The sequence below is a fragment of the Bradyrhizobium mercantei genome (assembly GCF_001982635.1).
Classification (GTDB): Bacteria; Pseudomonadota; Alphaproteobacteria; order Rhizobiales; family Xanthobacteraceae; genus Bradyrhizobium; species Bradyrhizobium mercantei.
The window spans coordinates 134,423-147,871 of record NZ_MKFI01000004.1 but is presented as its reverse complement, the minus strand read 5'-3'; the positions used below and the strand labels follow the sequence as shown (position 1 = coordinate 147,871).

20 protein-coding genes are annotated in these 13,449 nt (G+C 62.3%); 11 read left to right on the top strand and 9 right to left on the bottom strand.

Annotated features, from left to right (window positions below; all coding sequences use genetic code 11):
* Positions 1 to 217: 217 nt before the first annotated feature.
* Positions 218 to 382, top strand: a complete 165-nt coding sequence (locus BI327_RS18930; RefSeq protein ID WP_076863050.1) for a Flp family type IVb pilin — start codon at positions 218 to 220, stop codon at positions 380 to 382.
* Between the two features lie 37 nt (positions 383 to 419).
* Here the strand turns inward: BI327_RS18930 and BI327_RS18925 are convergent, their stop codons facing one another.
* Both BI327_RS18925 and ku read right to left on the bottom strand, forming a co-directional pair.
* The gene (locus tag BI327_RS18925) at positions 420 to 647 is read right to left on the bottom strand and encodes a hypothetical protein (protein WP_076862325.1); all 228 of its coding nucleotides are present in this window, start codon (positions 645 to 647) and stop codon (positions 420 to 422) included.
* Between the two features lie 39 nt (positions 648 to 686).
* A complete protein-coding gene (ku, locus tag BI327_RS18920) occupies positions 687 to 1,664 on the bottom strand; it encodes a non-homologous end joining protein Ku (RefSeq protein ID WP_076862324.1) in 978 nt (325 codons plus the stop codon).
* A gap of 246 nt (positions 1,665 to 1,910) precedes the next feature.
* Here ku and BI327_RS42775 point away from each other — a divergent pair, with 246 nt between their 5' ends.
* The 8 genes from BI327_RS42775 (at position 1,911) to BI327_RS18890 (ending at position 6,562) form a co-directional block, all read left to right on the top strand.
* Positions 1,911 to 2,063, top strand: a complete 153-nt coding sequence (locus tag BI327_RS42775; protein WP_167386898.1) for a hypothetical protein — start codon at positions 1,911 to 1,913, stop codon at positions 2,061 to 2,063.
* A gap of 545 nt (positions 2,064 to 2,608) precedes the next feature.
* Positions 2,609 to 2,767 carry a hypothetical protein gene (locus BI327_RS42770; protein ID WP_167386897.1) on the top strand — a complete coding sequence of 53 codons (159 nt, stop codon included), beginning with the start codon at positions 2,609 to 2,611 and terminating at the stop codon, positions 2,765 to 2,767.
* Between the two features lie 160 nt (positions 2,768 to 2,927).
* Positions 2,928 to 3,125 carry a hypothetical protein gene (locus BI327_RS18915; RefSeq protein WP_076862323.1) on the top strand — a complete coding sequence of 66 codons (198 nt, stop codon included), beginning with the start codon at positions 2,928 to 2,930 and terminating at the stop codon, positions 3,123 to 3,125.
* Between the two features lie 166 nt (positions 3,126 to 3,291).
* Positions 3,292 to 3,561, top strand: coding sequence for a hypothetical protein (locus tag BI327_RS18910; RefSeq protein WP_076862322.1), 270 nt, complete (start codon positions 3,292 to 3,294; stop codon positions 3,559 to 3,561).
* 56 nt (positions 3,562 to 3,617) lie between these two features.
* Positions 3,618 to 4,034, top strand: a complete 417-nt coding sequence (locus BI327_RS18905) for a hypothetical protein (RefSeq protein ID WP_076862321.1) — start codon at positions 3,618 to 3,620, stop codon at positions 4,032 to 4,034.
* Positions 4,035 to 4,135: 101 nt separating this feature from the next.
* Entirely contained in the window at positions 4,136 to 5,161 is a 1,026-nt protein-coding gene (locus BI327_RS18900) for an NAD-dependent epimerase (RefSeq protein ID WP_076862320.1), read from the top strand.
* 94 nt (positions 5,162 to 5,255) lie between these two features.
* On the top strand, positions 5,256 to 5,513 hold the full coding sequence (locus BI327_RS18895; protein WP_245334873.1) for a hypothetical protein: 258 nt from the start codon (positions 5,256 to 5,258) through the stop codon (positions 5,511 to 5,513).
* 839 nt (positions 5,514 to 6,352) lie between these two features.
* A complete protein-coding gene (locus tag BI327_RS18890; protein ID WP_076862319.1) occupies positions 6,353 to 6,562 on the top strand; it encodes a hypothetical protein in 210 nt (69 codons plus the stop codon).
* A 246-nt stretch (positions 6,563 to 6,808) separates the two neighbouring features.
* Here BI327_RS18890 and BI327_RS18885 read toward each other — a convergent pair whose 3' ends face one another.
* Positions 6,809 to 6,997, bottom strand: a complete 189-nt coding sequence (locus BI327_RS18885; RefSeq protein WP_076862318.1) for a hypothetical protein — start codon at positions 6,995 to 6,997, stop codon at positions 6,809 to 6,811.
* Between the two features lie 667 nt (positions 6,998 to 7,664).
* On the opposite strand from BI327_RS18885, the gene BI327_RS18880 reads away from it, so the two are divergent.
* Positions 7,665 to 8,039: a helix-turn-helix domain-containing protein gene (locus BI327_RS18880; RefSeq protein WP_076862317.1), complete on the top strand. Its 375-nt coding sequence runs from the start codon at positions 7,665 to 7,667 to the stop codon at positions 8,037 to 8,039.
* A 15-nt stretch (positions 8,040 to 8,054) separates the two neighbouring features.
* On the opposite strand, the gene BI327_RS18875 is transcribed toward BI327_RS18880, so the two are convergent.
* The gene (locus tag BI327_RS18875) at positions 8,055 to 8,423 is read right to left on the bottom strand and encodes a hypothetical protein (protein WP_245334872.1); all 369 of its coding nucleotides are present in this window, start codon (positions 8,421 to 8,423) and stop codon (positions 8,055 to 8,057) included.
* Positions 8,424 to 8,455: 32 nt separating this feature from the next.
* On the opposite strand from BI327_RS18875, the gene BI327_RS18870 reads away from it, so the two are divergent.
* A complete protein-coding gene (locus tag BI327_RS18870) occupies positions 8,456 to 9,898 on the top strand; it encodes an undecaprenyl-phosphate glucose phosphotransferase (protein WP_076862315.1) in 1,443 nt (480 codons plus the stop codon).
* 39 nt (positions 9,899 to 9,937) lie between these two features.
* Here the strand turns inward: BI327_RS18870 and BI327_RS18865 are convergent, their stop codons facing one another.
* The 5 genes from BI327_RS18865 to BI327_RS18845 all read right to left on the bottom strand — a co-directional run bounded on the left by BI327_RS18865 (position 9,938) and on the right by BI327_RS18845 (position 13,424).
* Positions 9,938 to 10,534 carry a hypothetical protein gene (locus tag BI327_RS18865; protein WP_143271660.1) on the bottom strand — a complete coding sequence of 199 codons (597 nt, stop codon included), beginning with the start codon at positions 10,532 to 10,534 and terminating at the stop codon, positions 9,938 to 9,940.
* Complete coding sequence (locus tag BI327_RS18860; protein WP_083742156.1) at positions 10,527 to 11,303, bottom strand: metallophosphoesterase family protein; 777 nt, start codon at positions 11,301 to 11,303, stop codon at positions 10,527 to 10,529. The genes BI327_RS18865 and BI327_RS18860 overlap by 8 nt, the downstream gene beginning before the upstream one ends.
* Before the next feature lie 7 nt (positions 11,304 to 11,310).
* Positions 11,311 to 12,594 (bottom strand): hypothetical protein, encoded by a 1,284-nt coding sequence (locus tag BI327_RS18855; RefSeq protein WP_076862313.1) that lies wholly within the window; start codon positions 12,592 to 12,594, stop codon positions 11,311 to 11,313.
* A 140-nt stretch (positions 12,595 to 12,734) separates the two neighbouring features.
* Entirely contained in the window at positions 12,735 to 12,998 is a 264-nt protein-coding gene (locus tag BI327_RS18850; protein WP_076862312.1) for a hypothetical protein, read from the bottom strand.
* 117 nt (positions 12,999 to 13,115) lie between these two features.
* Positions 13,116 to 13,424: a hypothetical protein gene (locus tag BI327_RS18845; RefSeq protein ID WP_076862311.1), complete on the bottom strand. Its 309-nt coding sequence runs from the start codon at positions 13,422 to 13,424 to the stop codon at positions 13,116 to 13,118.
* Positions 13,425 to 13,449: the final 25 nt, after the last annotated feature.

Here is a 13,449-nt window from a genome sequence, read left to right as displayed (position 1 = left end):
ATCAGGTAGTCCTGATATGCGTTTACGCCCGTTCGTGGCAGGCCGCCTCGCAGCGCGAGGTCAGGATGCAGGCAAAACTAGCAGGGAGTTTCTCTGCAACCCTTAAGCGATCGTTCATCCTGTCCCTCAATGGGCCGTCAACCAATGTGGCCTAGTTTTGCTGGCATATTGCTACGGCGCGGGAGAAAAAGCCGCGGGCGTCGGACAGGAGCTTTTCATGCGCGCGTTGTTTGCAAGATTTCTGCGTGATGAGGTCGGCGCGACGGCGATCGAATACGCCATCATCGCCGGCGGCATCAGCATCGTGATCGTCGCGGCCGTCAAGGGCATCGGCACCAGCGTGAGCGGCCAGTTCAATGCCGTCAGTTCGGCGTTCAAGTAGGCGCTGGCCGAAACGCTGCACACCTCTCTTTCCGGATTCAGCCGTCTCCGTTCAGCGCGCGCAGCATCGCGATGCGCGCGAACATCAGCCAGCCGCCGCCGGTTTCCGCCGCGTTGATCAGATGCTCGACCGCGATCTGCCAGCGCGCCTCCTGCTGGGCGTCATCCGATAGCTTCATGATGTAGTCGGCGGCCTGCTGCAGCGTCACCAGCGTGCCGCCGCGATGCAGCGCGATCGGCTCGTCAAACGGCGTCGACCAGGGCATCTCGGCTCGGAGTCATCCGACCATCGCCGCGCTGCGTCCTCAGCCCGCCTTCTTGCGCGCCGCGGTGCCCTGGGCGCGCGTTGCCTTCTCGGCCTTTTTCGGCTCCGGCTTGACGGCTTCCTTCGGCTCGCGCTTGCCGCTGCCCGAGATCGGCAGCAGCATCTCGCGCTGGCCCTCGATGCGCTTCTTCGGCTTCTTGCCCTTCGCGGCCTTGGCCTCGGCTTTGGCGGGAGCAGCCTGCTTCTCGTTGGCGAGGCTCTTCTTCAGCGCGTCCATCAGGTTGATGACGTTGCCGCTGGTCTTCGCCGCGGGCTTCGCGATCTTGATGCCGTTGCGCTTCTGGTTGATCAGGTCGATCAGCGCCTGCTCGTAGCGGTCCTCGAACTCTTCCGGATCGAAGTCAGCGGACTTCTGCTCGACGATGTGCTTGGCGAGATCGAGCATATCCTTGGTGATCTTCACATCCTGGATGTCGTCGAAATATTCCTTCTCGCTGCGCACCTCATAGGGATAGCGCAACAGCGTGCCCATGAGCCCGTTGTCGAGCGGCTCGAGCGCGATGATGTGCTCGCGGTTGGTCAGCACAACGCGGCCGATCGCGACCTTGTTCAGGCTGCGGATGGTCTCGCGGATCACCGCGAAAGCATCGTGGCCGACCTTGCCGTCGGGAACGAGATAATAGGGGCGAATCAGATAGCGGCTGTCGATCTCGCTGCGCGGCACGAATTCGTCGATCTCGATGGTCCGGGTCGAATCCAGCGCGATGTCGTCGAGCTCTTCCTTGGTGACTTCGATGTAGGTGTCGGTGTCGACCTTGTAGCCCTTCATGATGTCTTCGGTGGAGACTTCCTCGCCGGTCTCCGCATCGACCTTGGCGTATTTGATCCGGTGGCCGGTCTTGCGGTTGATCTGGTTGAAGGAGACCTTTTCGGTATCCGAAGTCGCCGGGTACAGGGCAACCGGGCAGGTCACGAGCGAAAGGCGCAAAAAGCCCTTCCAGTTGGCGCGGGGGGCCATAGGGAAAACTCCGATTACGCAACCGACGGAACGGTCAAGGATAACACCGGGAACCCCGGTTTGAAACAACACGGCCCGGTGAATCTCGTAACGGCGTTAACCGTGGCCCCAGCCCTGCGCCCGTTTGACGCGGCGCCGTCGGGCGGCCGTCAAACGGCTCGGAACATCGCTCCGGATCCCGCGTTGGCCTTTCGAAGGGGGAGCGGCAATCGCCGGAATTACAGGCACTTAAGCAAAGAGGTCGCCATGGCAACAGAACGACACGGTCAAATCATCGAAAGCCCGACCGAGGCGCGCCAGGCGGAGCCCGGACCTTCGGTTCTCGCGCTGCTCACCGCCTCGACAGGGCTTGCGGTCCTGATCCTCGGCATCATCTGGTTCGCGTTCTTCCGCGTCTAGCGCGCCGCGGCCGTTTGGTTTCCGGCGTGCGCGGTGCTCATTGTTAAATTGAGAAGCAGGGGAGAGAACGGCCGACTCGCTTGGCGAGGATGGGTGCGGTCGATCACGCCTGCTTCCGGCCGCGGCCGATCGCGTACCGCACGGCCCTGTTGCGCGATCGTCCTGATGGACGTTGCTCACTGCAGCGTCGGGCGGAACATCATGCAGGAACATCATGCAGGTGAAAATTCCGGCGCGTGACCGCGACAATCGCTGAAGTCAACTCGCGGATCGCGTCGAGTAGAATTTTTCTTGAGCCGAGAATTTTGGCCAAGAATTTTGGCCAAGAATTTTGAGCCAAGAATTTTAAGCTGGGAATTCTCTGGACAATTGTCCTCGGCAAGAAATTTTCTCGAGCCACGATTTCTTTGAGCGACTTCGCGCGGCTTCACGAGATTTTGCAATGATGATCCGTGATGCGCGGAGCGAATTGCTGACGTCGTGCGTCACGAGATCATCGAAATTGACTGCTAGCTGGTTTCAATCAGATTCGTCCTGAGCTTGAGATGTTGTATCGGCAAGAAGAAAAAAACTCGTTGTTGATGCGCCTCAAGGAGAAAAGTGCATCAGGCGTCTTCGTCGGACTGACGGTTCTGGCGATGGCGGGATGGATTTATCTTCTCAGTTCGATGTTCCTGAAATTCATGCTCTGGTGGTTCTCGTGAGGTTTCTCGCGCGAGAACAACCATAGTTGGCGCCTGATCATTGTTGCGCCGTTCGATTGCACAAAAATTCCAGCGGCTGAACAATCTTTCGGCGCGCCCAATCATGATGTCGTCACAACTCCGAATGTTAATAACATCGGGGCGAACGTGGACGACTGTGATGCTTTCTCCTGTTCTCATTCTCGCGGCGGCATTCGTCGCTGGCTTCTTCTCCGGCTTCGCCGCGCGCTCGTGGCGCTCGCACAGGCGCCGCGCGCAATATCGGATCTATGCGCCCTATGTGGCGCCGTCAGCCGCCAGATCGTCGCGACGAGACCAGCCGGTCAGCGCGTTCGGCCACATGCGCCGCGCGTTCTAGCGGGCTAGTTCGATCGAGGTAGCGCGATGTTGTGGTGCGTTGGGGTTGGCGGGCGGAATGCAATCGGTCATCCTGTCTCGGTTTCGTTGCGGCGGTCTGGGTTCGCGTACCAGCGCCGGCCGGATCTTGTCACCGGCGCCGCGGATCGTGAGGGAACTTGCACAGCATGAGTGATCTCAGGGGGCATTCGCCAAGGCGGTATGTCGCTGACGTCAGCGGCCGGCGCGTTCTGGTCGGTCTCACGCTTGAGGAGACGTCGGAGTTCGAGGGGCTGGATTCCTCGCTGGCGGACCGGGACGATCAGGGCGCGGACCTGGTGCCGTCAGCCGGCGAGGGACGCTGGCTCGAACTCTATGACAAGCACGACAAGGCCTGGATCAAGTGGAAGGCCGATCTGAGGGACGGGTACCCCGGCAATTCACCCTTTTTTAACTAAGACCGGGCGATTTTTGTCCTATCCTGCCTGAATGGGCCCGAACCGGATACCGACAGATGTTTCAGCTGTTTTTGCGGGCTCGCGCGCATGACCTGATCAGGTCGCGGCGTGGCGAGGAAGGTTTCAAGGCACGCTCGGCCGAGCGCGATGCCGAGACCGATCGCGCCCGGATCGGATCGATCATGGCCGCAATCGACGCCGCGTTGCAGGCCGCCGAAAGCGAGCAATCCGGACTTGGCCGCCGGGTCGACGACGTTCTGGCCCGCGCCGCCGTCACGTTGGGCAACGGCACCGACGAATATCTGGAACGCGAGGCGCTTGACAACTATCATCAAGACCTGTTTGACGCCGAAATCTCCAACGGCCAGCGCCGGCTGAAGGAATTGGCGACCGAGATCGCGCACTTCAAGTTCATGAAGGCCGCGGTCCTGAGCCGCTTTCCGGACTACAAGCCTCCGGCCGCCAGCAACTGACGCGCGCCTTGCGGCCGGAACGCGAATGCGGCCGCTGCGGCGGCATTTGACGGCGTGTTCGGCCTGGTCCGGCGCAAGGCGAAAGGCACAGGCAAGACGTGATGATCGCAGGCAATCTACTCGTCACGGGCTGCGCCGGCTTTATCGGCTTCCATCTGGCGGAGCATCTGCTGCGGTCAGGGCAGCCGGTCATCGGCATCGACAATCTGAACAGCTATTACGACCCGGCGCTCAAGCGCGCGCGCCTCGATCTGCTCAAGCAGCACCGCGGCTTCACCTTCCTGGAGCTCGACCTCGCCGACCGCGCCGGAATGAAAGCGCTGTTCGAGCGCTATCGCTTCGAGGTCGTGGTGCATCTCGCCGCGCAGGCCGGCGTGCGCTATTCCCTGCAGAACCCGCATGCCTATGTGGATTCCAATCTGGAGGGCTTCCTCAACATCCTCGAGGGCTGCCGGCATACCGCGTGCAAGCATCTGCTGTTTGCGTCGTCATCGTCGGTCTATGGCGCCAATACCAAGCTGCCGTTCTCGATCCACGACAATGTCGATCATCCGGTCAGCCTGTACGCCGCGACCAAGAAGGCCAACGAGCTGCTCGCCCATTCCTATAGCCACCTCTATCGCATTCCGACGACCGGGCTGCGATTCTTCACGGTGTATGGGACGTGGTATCGGCCGGACATGGCGCTCTATGCGTTCGCCGACGCGATTACCCGGGGCACGCCGATCCAGCTGTTCAACAACGGCAACATGCGGCGCGACTTCACCTATGTCGACGACGTGGTCGAGGCGATGGCGCGTTTGATCGGGCGTCCGCCCGAGGGCGACGTCAACTGGTCGGGAGCGCATCCCGATCCGGGGTCGAGCAGGGCGCCCTGGCGAATCTACAATATCGGCAACAGCCGGCCGGAAGAACTGATGCATGTGGTGGCGCTGCTCGAGCAGGGCTTCGGCCGGCAAGCCGAAAAGCAGTTGCTACCGATGCAACCTGGGGATGTCCTGGAGACGTCGGCCGATGTTTCCGACCTGGAGCGCGACATCGGCTTTCGGCCGCGGACGCGGATCGAGGACGGCATTGCCAAATTTGTCGCCTGGTATCGGGCCTATCACGACGTCGATCGGACCTGAAGCGCGCTTCGCACCTTTCCGGATCGTGCTTTGGTGCGCTCGTTGCGAATCCGGGCTCGAAAAAAACTGGATCGAGTTGGAACGGAGCGTGGCAATGAGAGTTATCAGGGGTTTTGCGCTAGCTTTGGCCGCGATCATCATCTCCGGCGCAATCGTCCCGGCACACGCGATCGACGTCCAGGTCGCGCGCGCCTGCGATGCATTGGTCGCGAAGGCATTTCCGCCGCGACAGCCGGGCAATCCGGCTTCCAGCAGCGCGAACGGCAATGCGAAGGTCCAGCGGGACTATTTCAACAAGTGCGTCGCCAATGGCGGCAAGATGGATGACGACGCCGCTCCGAAATCGAAATAGCGCGGCAATGCGACGCGCGTCGCGAATTAGCGATGCTTATGGCGGTTGCTGGCACCGATGGCGCTTCGTCGCGACGATCGCGCAAGACGCGTGTGAAAACGCAACGGCGTTCGTCCGTTCCGTTGAAGCCGCGTGCGTCAGCGCCTCTTGTCTTGAATTAGAATGGTATTGTCGCGTTCGACCTCGATCGAGGCGAGTATCCTGCATGAGCGGACCTGAAGCGTTGAATCCATCCGTCGCATGATCAAAGCTGGTCGGAATCTGCTTGCATCGGACGGCGTCCTCGCTGTCGGTAACGGTCCGAAACATTCTGCGATCGGTGCAACCGACGGCCCGTTCGTCACTGCATCCATGCTGCTCGGTCCAACCTGTTATGCGCAGCGCGAATCCGATTCCGCGACAGCAGCAGATTTAGTGTGTGTGCGCCGTCATTGGTGGAATATCTGGTTCGAGGCTGGAACACGGCTTCGCGCCGCGAGCCTTTGACGCGGCGATATTGTGATCGCCCGCAGACGCACCGACGGTTTCAACGGCGATTGCGGCGATCAACGATCGTCAAATGATTTCATGCGCTTGGTCGCGTCTCATGGTGCGTGCCAGCCGCGCGCTTTGGTCGCGCGTCGCATCGCTGCCGCCGACATCCCATCGCAACGACATAATACGGCCATCGATTAAACCTTTCGCGATCAGGTTGTGGAACCAGATTGGAAAAATTTCTGTCCATGTGATGTTGGTCGCAAACCTGCCCCATTAATTTCTTTCCATGTGGGCGGAATAACTCTGTCATCGAAACTTCAATCACATCGCTCATACCCTTAACCGCAGAGCGAGGGCGCGCCATGAAGCAGCACAAGATTCAACATTTGCATCAGCCGATCGAAGAGGCGTTGCTCGCGACCAATCAATCGCTGCGCAACGAAGTCGTCGCGCTGATGCTGGATATCGCTGAGCTGCGTGAAATTCACGAGCGCCCGATTGCGTCTCGTTCGTTCGGTGTATCGCGTGAGCAGACCACCCCGCGCGCAGCGCTGCGCCGGGTTCATCGCTGACCTTCGTCCGCGAATTCCTCACCGCGCAATCGCAACCACGTCCGCGCCGGCTCGGCGAGGATGGTGGCTTGCCTATGGCCGCGGAAAATTCAATCTAAAATTGAGATTCAGATCGGCCCAATCGATTGCGCGCCCGGGTTGCCGCGGCCCGAGATCGCTTCGGGCACGGGCGCTCGGTTGGCCCGCTCGGTGGCCTCTCCGACGAGTCTTCGCTTGAGCGCAAGGCGAGGGCGGTCAGTGCTGCCGTCAGTGTTCCTGGGGCACCGACTTGTGGGCCCCGACATCGGACAGACGCTCGCGCAGGATCCAGGTCTGCAACACCAGCTCGACGGCGGTGTGCCGGAGTTCGAAGTTCTCCGCGACAAGGCGTTCCAGGGCGCCGTCCGCCTCACTGGACACGGATTGGTTCCCCTCGAAGACCTTGAGACGCGCCATAGTGTCGATCCTCAGCAAATAAGTTGATCAGAGACTGGCTCTGACAAGCGTCAGCGCAGAATAGTTCACGGATTGTCGGGCGGTTGTGGTTCCGCCTGATGGCCTCGGGTGAGAAAGCGCTTAATTGATAATTCGTGGATCGAGCTATGAACGTTAGGTTTCGTGAAAATAATCCTCGAATATGTTGAAACTCTCATGACACCTAACGTCTTAGTAACTACCGCTGCGCGTGAGCGCCCGCAAGCTGTCGGACGCGAAGGCCGCGGGTTTAATTTGTTAGAATTTTGTGAAACTCCCGCTTGACTGGCGGTGCGGATATCACAGGGAGGCATGGTGCACTCACAATCTGTCGACGGACCGATTGGATATTCTCATTTGCTTCTCGTTTGGGGATGCAAACGGTGCGCCAGTTATCGCGATCAAATTCTCATACGCAGAAAGTCGTATAACTTTTTCTGTCGGGTGGTTTCGGCGCGGGAATATTGCTCATATATTTCGGTAAATACCTTGCAGCTTCGGCATTTCTTCGCACAATGTGGCGCTGCCGATGGCAAGTTCGAGGCTCCCGAAAGACCCCCGGGAAATCCTCAATTTGAATTTCCTGTTGCATTTACATAGCTTATAGGCCATGCGATTATTGCTAATCTAGGGGGCAATGAGATGACCAATGAGGCGTCATTCAACTGACGAGATCACTTCCAAGGTCAAACAGGCCGAGGAACTCATGGCGCGAGGGCAGTCACAAGCCCAAGCGTGCAAGGTGCTGGGCGTTAGCGTGATGACCTTTCATCGCTGGCGCAAGCAGGAGGCCGCGCGCGGCCATCAGGCGAATGGTACTGTTACCGAGCTCGCCGCTCACACCGAAGATCGAGATGGAATCCCCCCTGTCCGCAACCGTATTGACGAATTGCGGCTGGAAAATGAACGGCTGCGCCGGATCGTAACGGATCTGCTGCTCGAGAAAATGAAGATCGAGGAAAAGCTCGCGCTCAGATCCAGCGGCGGGAACGGTTTGCCCCGCCGTGGTGAAGTCCAGAGCTGACGATAAGCTGATCCGTTAATGGATACGTGAGGGCCTGGGCGCAAGCAGCAGCAGGTCGCTCAGATGTGCCTTCTCCGAACGCGCGCGCAACTCCTCCAGGATTGGACGTAGCTTGGCCTCTGCGAGGTCCAAGCCTGCGACAATGTCCTGATTCGGCATTTCGGCTGGAAAGCGGGCCGATCGCAGCTTTGTTTCGACCGCCTTGACCAGCATCTCGACGTCGTCGCGGTGCTGGCCTGCGACGAGCTCGGCGCCCATCAGGCGGATCAAGTGAAGGAGGGCCACCAGCGCGGCCTCGGTTTCGCCAGCCGATGAAGTCATAGACGCTCTCTGTTCGATATTGCCGGCAGGCCTTGCGAGCTCACGACCTGCCTGATAATACACATATGAATTGTTAACACGAATGTTAATTCCCGATGACCGACCTTTCGGACGCTCGATTAGCGAAGGTACCGGTTAACTTCGGCGCCTTCTCGTTCGCTTTTGCCTCTCTCGAAGCGTTTGCTGTCGCCTTCGAGATGATGATCGTGGTGCTGTCCAGCATCATCGGCGGCGCGGCCTATCATCTGTTTTACTACCACACGGTTTATAGCAACAGCTTCGAGGGTTTTCTAGGCATCGGGGTCCTCGCCGCGATCCTTCACATGTTCGTGGCGAAGTCGCAGGGCCTCTATAATGCCCAGGTGCTGGCCGGGCTCGACCGGCGCTGGAGCAGCCTGCTCGGCGGGTGGCTGCTGGTCGTCCTGCTGATGACCCTGATCATCTTCCTCCTCAAGGTTGGCTCCGGCGTCTCGCGCGGATCGGTGCTGTCGTTTGGGCTGATCGGTGGCCTCGGGCTCGTAACCGGACGGATGTTGCTGCAGTCGCCGCTACAGCGCGCGATCGACCGCGGCATGCTGGCGACACGCCGCGCCGTCGTGGTCGGGATGGCGGACGAATTGTCCCGGGTCCGGCACGCGAGCCTGCTGCGCGATTTCGGCCTCAGCGAGGTGTGGCGGATCCAACTCTCCGGATTGTCCGACGACGAGGGCGACCGCGCGGCGGTCGCGTCGGCCATTCACGCGGCGCGTGAGTGCGGCGCCGACGAGATCATCCTGGCGATGCCCTGGCAGCAGGAGCCGCGCATCCAGTTCGTCTGCGATCAGCTGCGGGCGTCGCCGCTGCCGGTGCGGCTGCTGCCGGACCGGACGGCGGAACGATTCCTGGCGCTGCGGATGGTGGCGAGTGGGCCGATACCGACGGTGGAGATGCAGCGCTCGCCGCTGACCTCGCTCGAGCGCGCCGGCAAGCGCCTGTTCGACATCGTGGCATCCAGCGGCCTGCTGGTGCTGTTCGCGCCGCTCCTGATCGGGACGGCGATTGCGATCAGGCTCGACTCCAAGGGGCCGATCCTGTTCCGGCAGCGCCGTAACGGGTTCGACGGCAAGCCGTTCGTGATCCTCAAATTCCGCTCGATGCATGTGCTGGAGGATGGCGACGTCATCACCCAGGCCCGCCCGAACGATTCGCGGCTGACCGGGATCGGTGCGACGCTGCGCCGGCGCAGCATCGACGAGCTGCCGCAGCTGGTGAACGTGTTGCGCGGCGACATGTCGCTGGTCGGGCCGCGGCCGCACGCGCTGGCGCATGACGACAAATATTCCAAGCTGATCGCAAGCTATGCGCAGCGCCAGCACGTCAAGCCGGGCATCACGGGTCTCGCGCAGGTGCAGGGATTGCGCGGCGCGACGCCTGCGATCGAGGACATGCAGCTGCGCGTCGCGCACGATCTCATCTACATCAAGAGCTGGAGCTTCGTGCTCGACCTGCGCATCCTGCTGCGCACGGTCGGCGCGGTGCTGCGGCATAAGGGGATCTGACGGCCGGGCATCGGACGGCCGCCTGCGTGCCGGCGCGCGCTACTCCGGAATGCTCTGGTTGGCGTCCTTGAATTCGGCCTCGATGATGCGCCGGTTGGCATCGGTCGCCACGCGATAGGCCTGGCCGATCGCGCCCTTCAGCTCCGGCGCGCGGGTGAGGATCAGGCGGATCTGCCGCTGCAGCAGGTCGACCAGCTCCACATCGCGCGTGGTGTCGACCTGCGCCAGCAGGATCAGGCGCGGCGCGATCAGGTCGCTGCGGTTGAAGCCGGTGTAATAGGACATCTTCAGCGCCTTCGACGCGGTCGGGTTCAGCCAGTCGAACCGCCCGGTCGCCGAGGCGAGGCCGAACCAGGCACCGGCGTCCATCGGCGAGAGCCGAAGCGCGCGCGTGAAGGCGGCTTCGGCCGCCTCGGGCGAGGTCTGCAATTCGGTCCAGCCATAGCCGAGCCACAGCTCGCTCCTGATCACGCCGGCGCCGGCCGCAAGCGAAGGCTTGCCGCGCAATGCATCCGCGCCGAGCCACCAGGTCGACAACGTCAGCGTCACGGCACCGATCGTGGCCACGGCCGGCACGAAGGCTAGCGACAGCTGCCGCGCATGCCGCTTGATCGCGCCAGCCATCGTGCTAGCCATGGCGCGCCGCCCGGTTGCCGGTCATCAGCAGGCTTCGCCGTGCGCCCTCCAGCTTGACGCAGGTCAGGCGGCCGGTCGCATAGGCGCCGGTGTCGACATTGATGCGGTTGCGCAGCAGCTCGGCCTCGTGCACCGGCGTGTGGCCGTGCACCACGACCTTGCCGAAATCATCTTCCGACATCAGGAAGTCGTCGCGGATCCAGAGCAGGTCTTCCTTGCGCTGCTGGTTGAGCGCGACGCCGGGCCGGACGCCGGCATGCACGAAGAAGTAGCGGCTGTGCACGTAACAGATCGGCAGCGAACGCAGGAAGGCGAGATGGGCCGGCGGCATCTCGCGCACCAGCTGCCGGGCCAGCGCCCGCCGTTCTGCGGCGTCAGGATTGGGCGAGGGCGTCAATCCATACGACATCAGCGTTTGCAGGCCGCCGAACTGCCGCCATTGCGCGAGCATGTCGGGATTGACCAGAAACTCCAGCAGGCAGGCCTCGTGATTGCCGAGCAGGCAGACCATGCTGCGGGTCCGGCGGCGCTGATCGAGCATCGCGATCACCTCGTTCGAATCCGGCCCGCGATCGATGTAATCGCCGAGGAACACCTGCATCGGCCGCGCCGGCCGGAACTTGCGGATATCGGCGTCGATGCGCGCGCAGATCTCGTGCAGCAGGTCGGCGTGGCCGTGGATGTCACCAACGGCGTAGATGCAGCTCTCGTCGCCCTCGTGTTCGAGGTCGCCGGTCTGGCCGACAATACGCCGGAGGAGGCTGCGCATCTCTCGCCTAGCCCGCACGCAACCGTGAACGGCTGATCCGCTGGGCCAGTCCTGTTCCGATCACGGCTCCCAACACGATCACTCCGGGCAGTGCCGGCAATTCCGGCAAGGTGAAGGCGGCAAGCAGCAGCGTCAGCAATGCGGCTGCTGTAGCCGCGGGATAGCACCAGTCACGGCCGCGATTGCGTGCACCGGCTGTGAACGCGGCGATGCCCACCACCGTAACCGCGACTAGAGTCCAGAACATGGCGGAACCGAACTGAGCGATCAAGGCGGCGGCGCTGGTCGCAACCACCGGCCGCGTGGTGATGCCTTGCCAGTCCATATAGGTCGATGCCAGCCTCGCCGTGGTGCCGGCGCCGCTGCCGAGCGCGGGCAGGTCGGCGAGCAAATTGTGGGTCGACTGCACGAGGTCATCAGGCGCTTGGACGAAGGCCGTGGCAAGCGCGACATCGGGATGACGGTTGGCGATCGCCGTCGCCAGCGCGATCAGCGCAATCGCAGCGGCGGCCCCGGCGCTGCTCCAGCGATGCAGATGAAGCTTTCGCGCGGCGAACGTCATCAGGACGAGCGCGATACCCGCGGCGAGTGCGATCGCGGCGCCGCGACGGCCATACCAGCAGGCGCTGGCGGCACAAAACAGCGCGCCGGCGGCGAGCAGCCAGCGCAACTGCGCCAACCGGGCCGCCGTGCGGCGATCGGCATGCCCGCCGCTGTCGAGCGCGCGCGCCAGGCTGAGCGGAACGCCAACGAGAACGACGATCACGAAGCCGTTTGCTTTCTCATCGAGCGCAGCGCCGAGCCAGGCTTTGATCGGATCGCTGAGCAGCAGCAGAATCAGTGCCGCGGCGGCGGCCGTTGCTGCAATGCTGCGGGCCACCATGTCGGCGCGGCGGGCATCGATTGCGATCGCGGCGGCCGTGATCACGAGCGATAGCAACGCCAGCCAGAGCAGCAGCGCGCCCAGGCTTGCGCCGGTGTCGATCGTGATGCTGCCGCCGAGCGGCGCACCCAGCGTTTCGCCGGCGAACTTCCACACCGGATGCGCCAGGCCCGGCAACGGAAGCATCTGCAGGATGATCCAGACCATCGGCACCAGCGCCACCGCAACCGCGGGGCCGGCAACCGATTTCAGGAACGACAGCTCACCTGGGCGGATCGCCGCCAGGCTTGCCAGCAGCCCGAGCGAGGTTGCGGCGCCGACGAGGCCGGTCGCGAACGATGCATCGATCAGACCCAGCGGAATCGACGCCCCGATCAAGATGCAGATGAAAGCCGTGACGTTCCACACGAGAGGGGCAAGTCCTGAGGCAAGTCCTGAGGCAAAGTCCTGAGCAAGGTGCTCCTGCGGAGGATGAGAACGCAAGGCAGCGGGATGCCCCGGGTGTGCGGCGAGGTCAATGGAAATCGGGCGCGCCGAATGGGGCTGCGCTAATGCGGACGGCGCAGGGCGAGCCGTGGCGTCGCGGTGCGCGACCAGAACAGCGGTGTGAAGGTGCTCGCGAGGTATCCGCCCTGCAGCGACATGGTGGCGGTGATCATCAGCAGCGCCGTCTCCGACCACGAGAGGCACGCAATTCCGATGGCGGCGAGCAGCACGAGTTCCGCAAACGCGACCGGCACCAGCACCAGACAGTGCTGGCGCAGCCCGAGCGCGGCGCCGCCGATCAAATTGCCGAGGAAAACAAATAACATAACCAAACCCTGTGCCCGTATCATAGCGGGCCGGGTCCTAAGCCGGGGTTAAGGTGATCGTCGCAAACCCGTCGGGTGACGTTCGAACGGCTCGTGGTTTTGTTAATCGCTTAACATTCAGAACGGGCGCAGGTCGCCGTAACTATAGGCGGCCCAATAGTCGCGGCCGCCATACGGCCCGTAGGCACCGTAGAGCGGCGCGCAGGAATAGCGATCCGGGCAACCGTGCCAGCAGACCCGTTTCCACTGGCAGACGTCGCCATGACAATATTGCAGCCGCTGGCAGTTGCCGCCGACGCGCTGCACGGCGCGCGGAGCGGGGGAAATGCCCAATTCCGCGGCAAAAGCGCCGGAGTTGCCGAGGGAAACTGCAAGCAGGAGCGCAACCGCTCCAAACGCGATCGCCAGTGACTTGATCCGGGCCATCGAACCCTCAATCGGTTAACTCAAA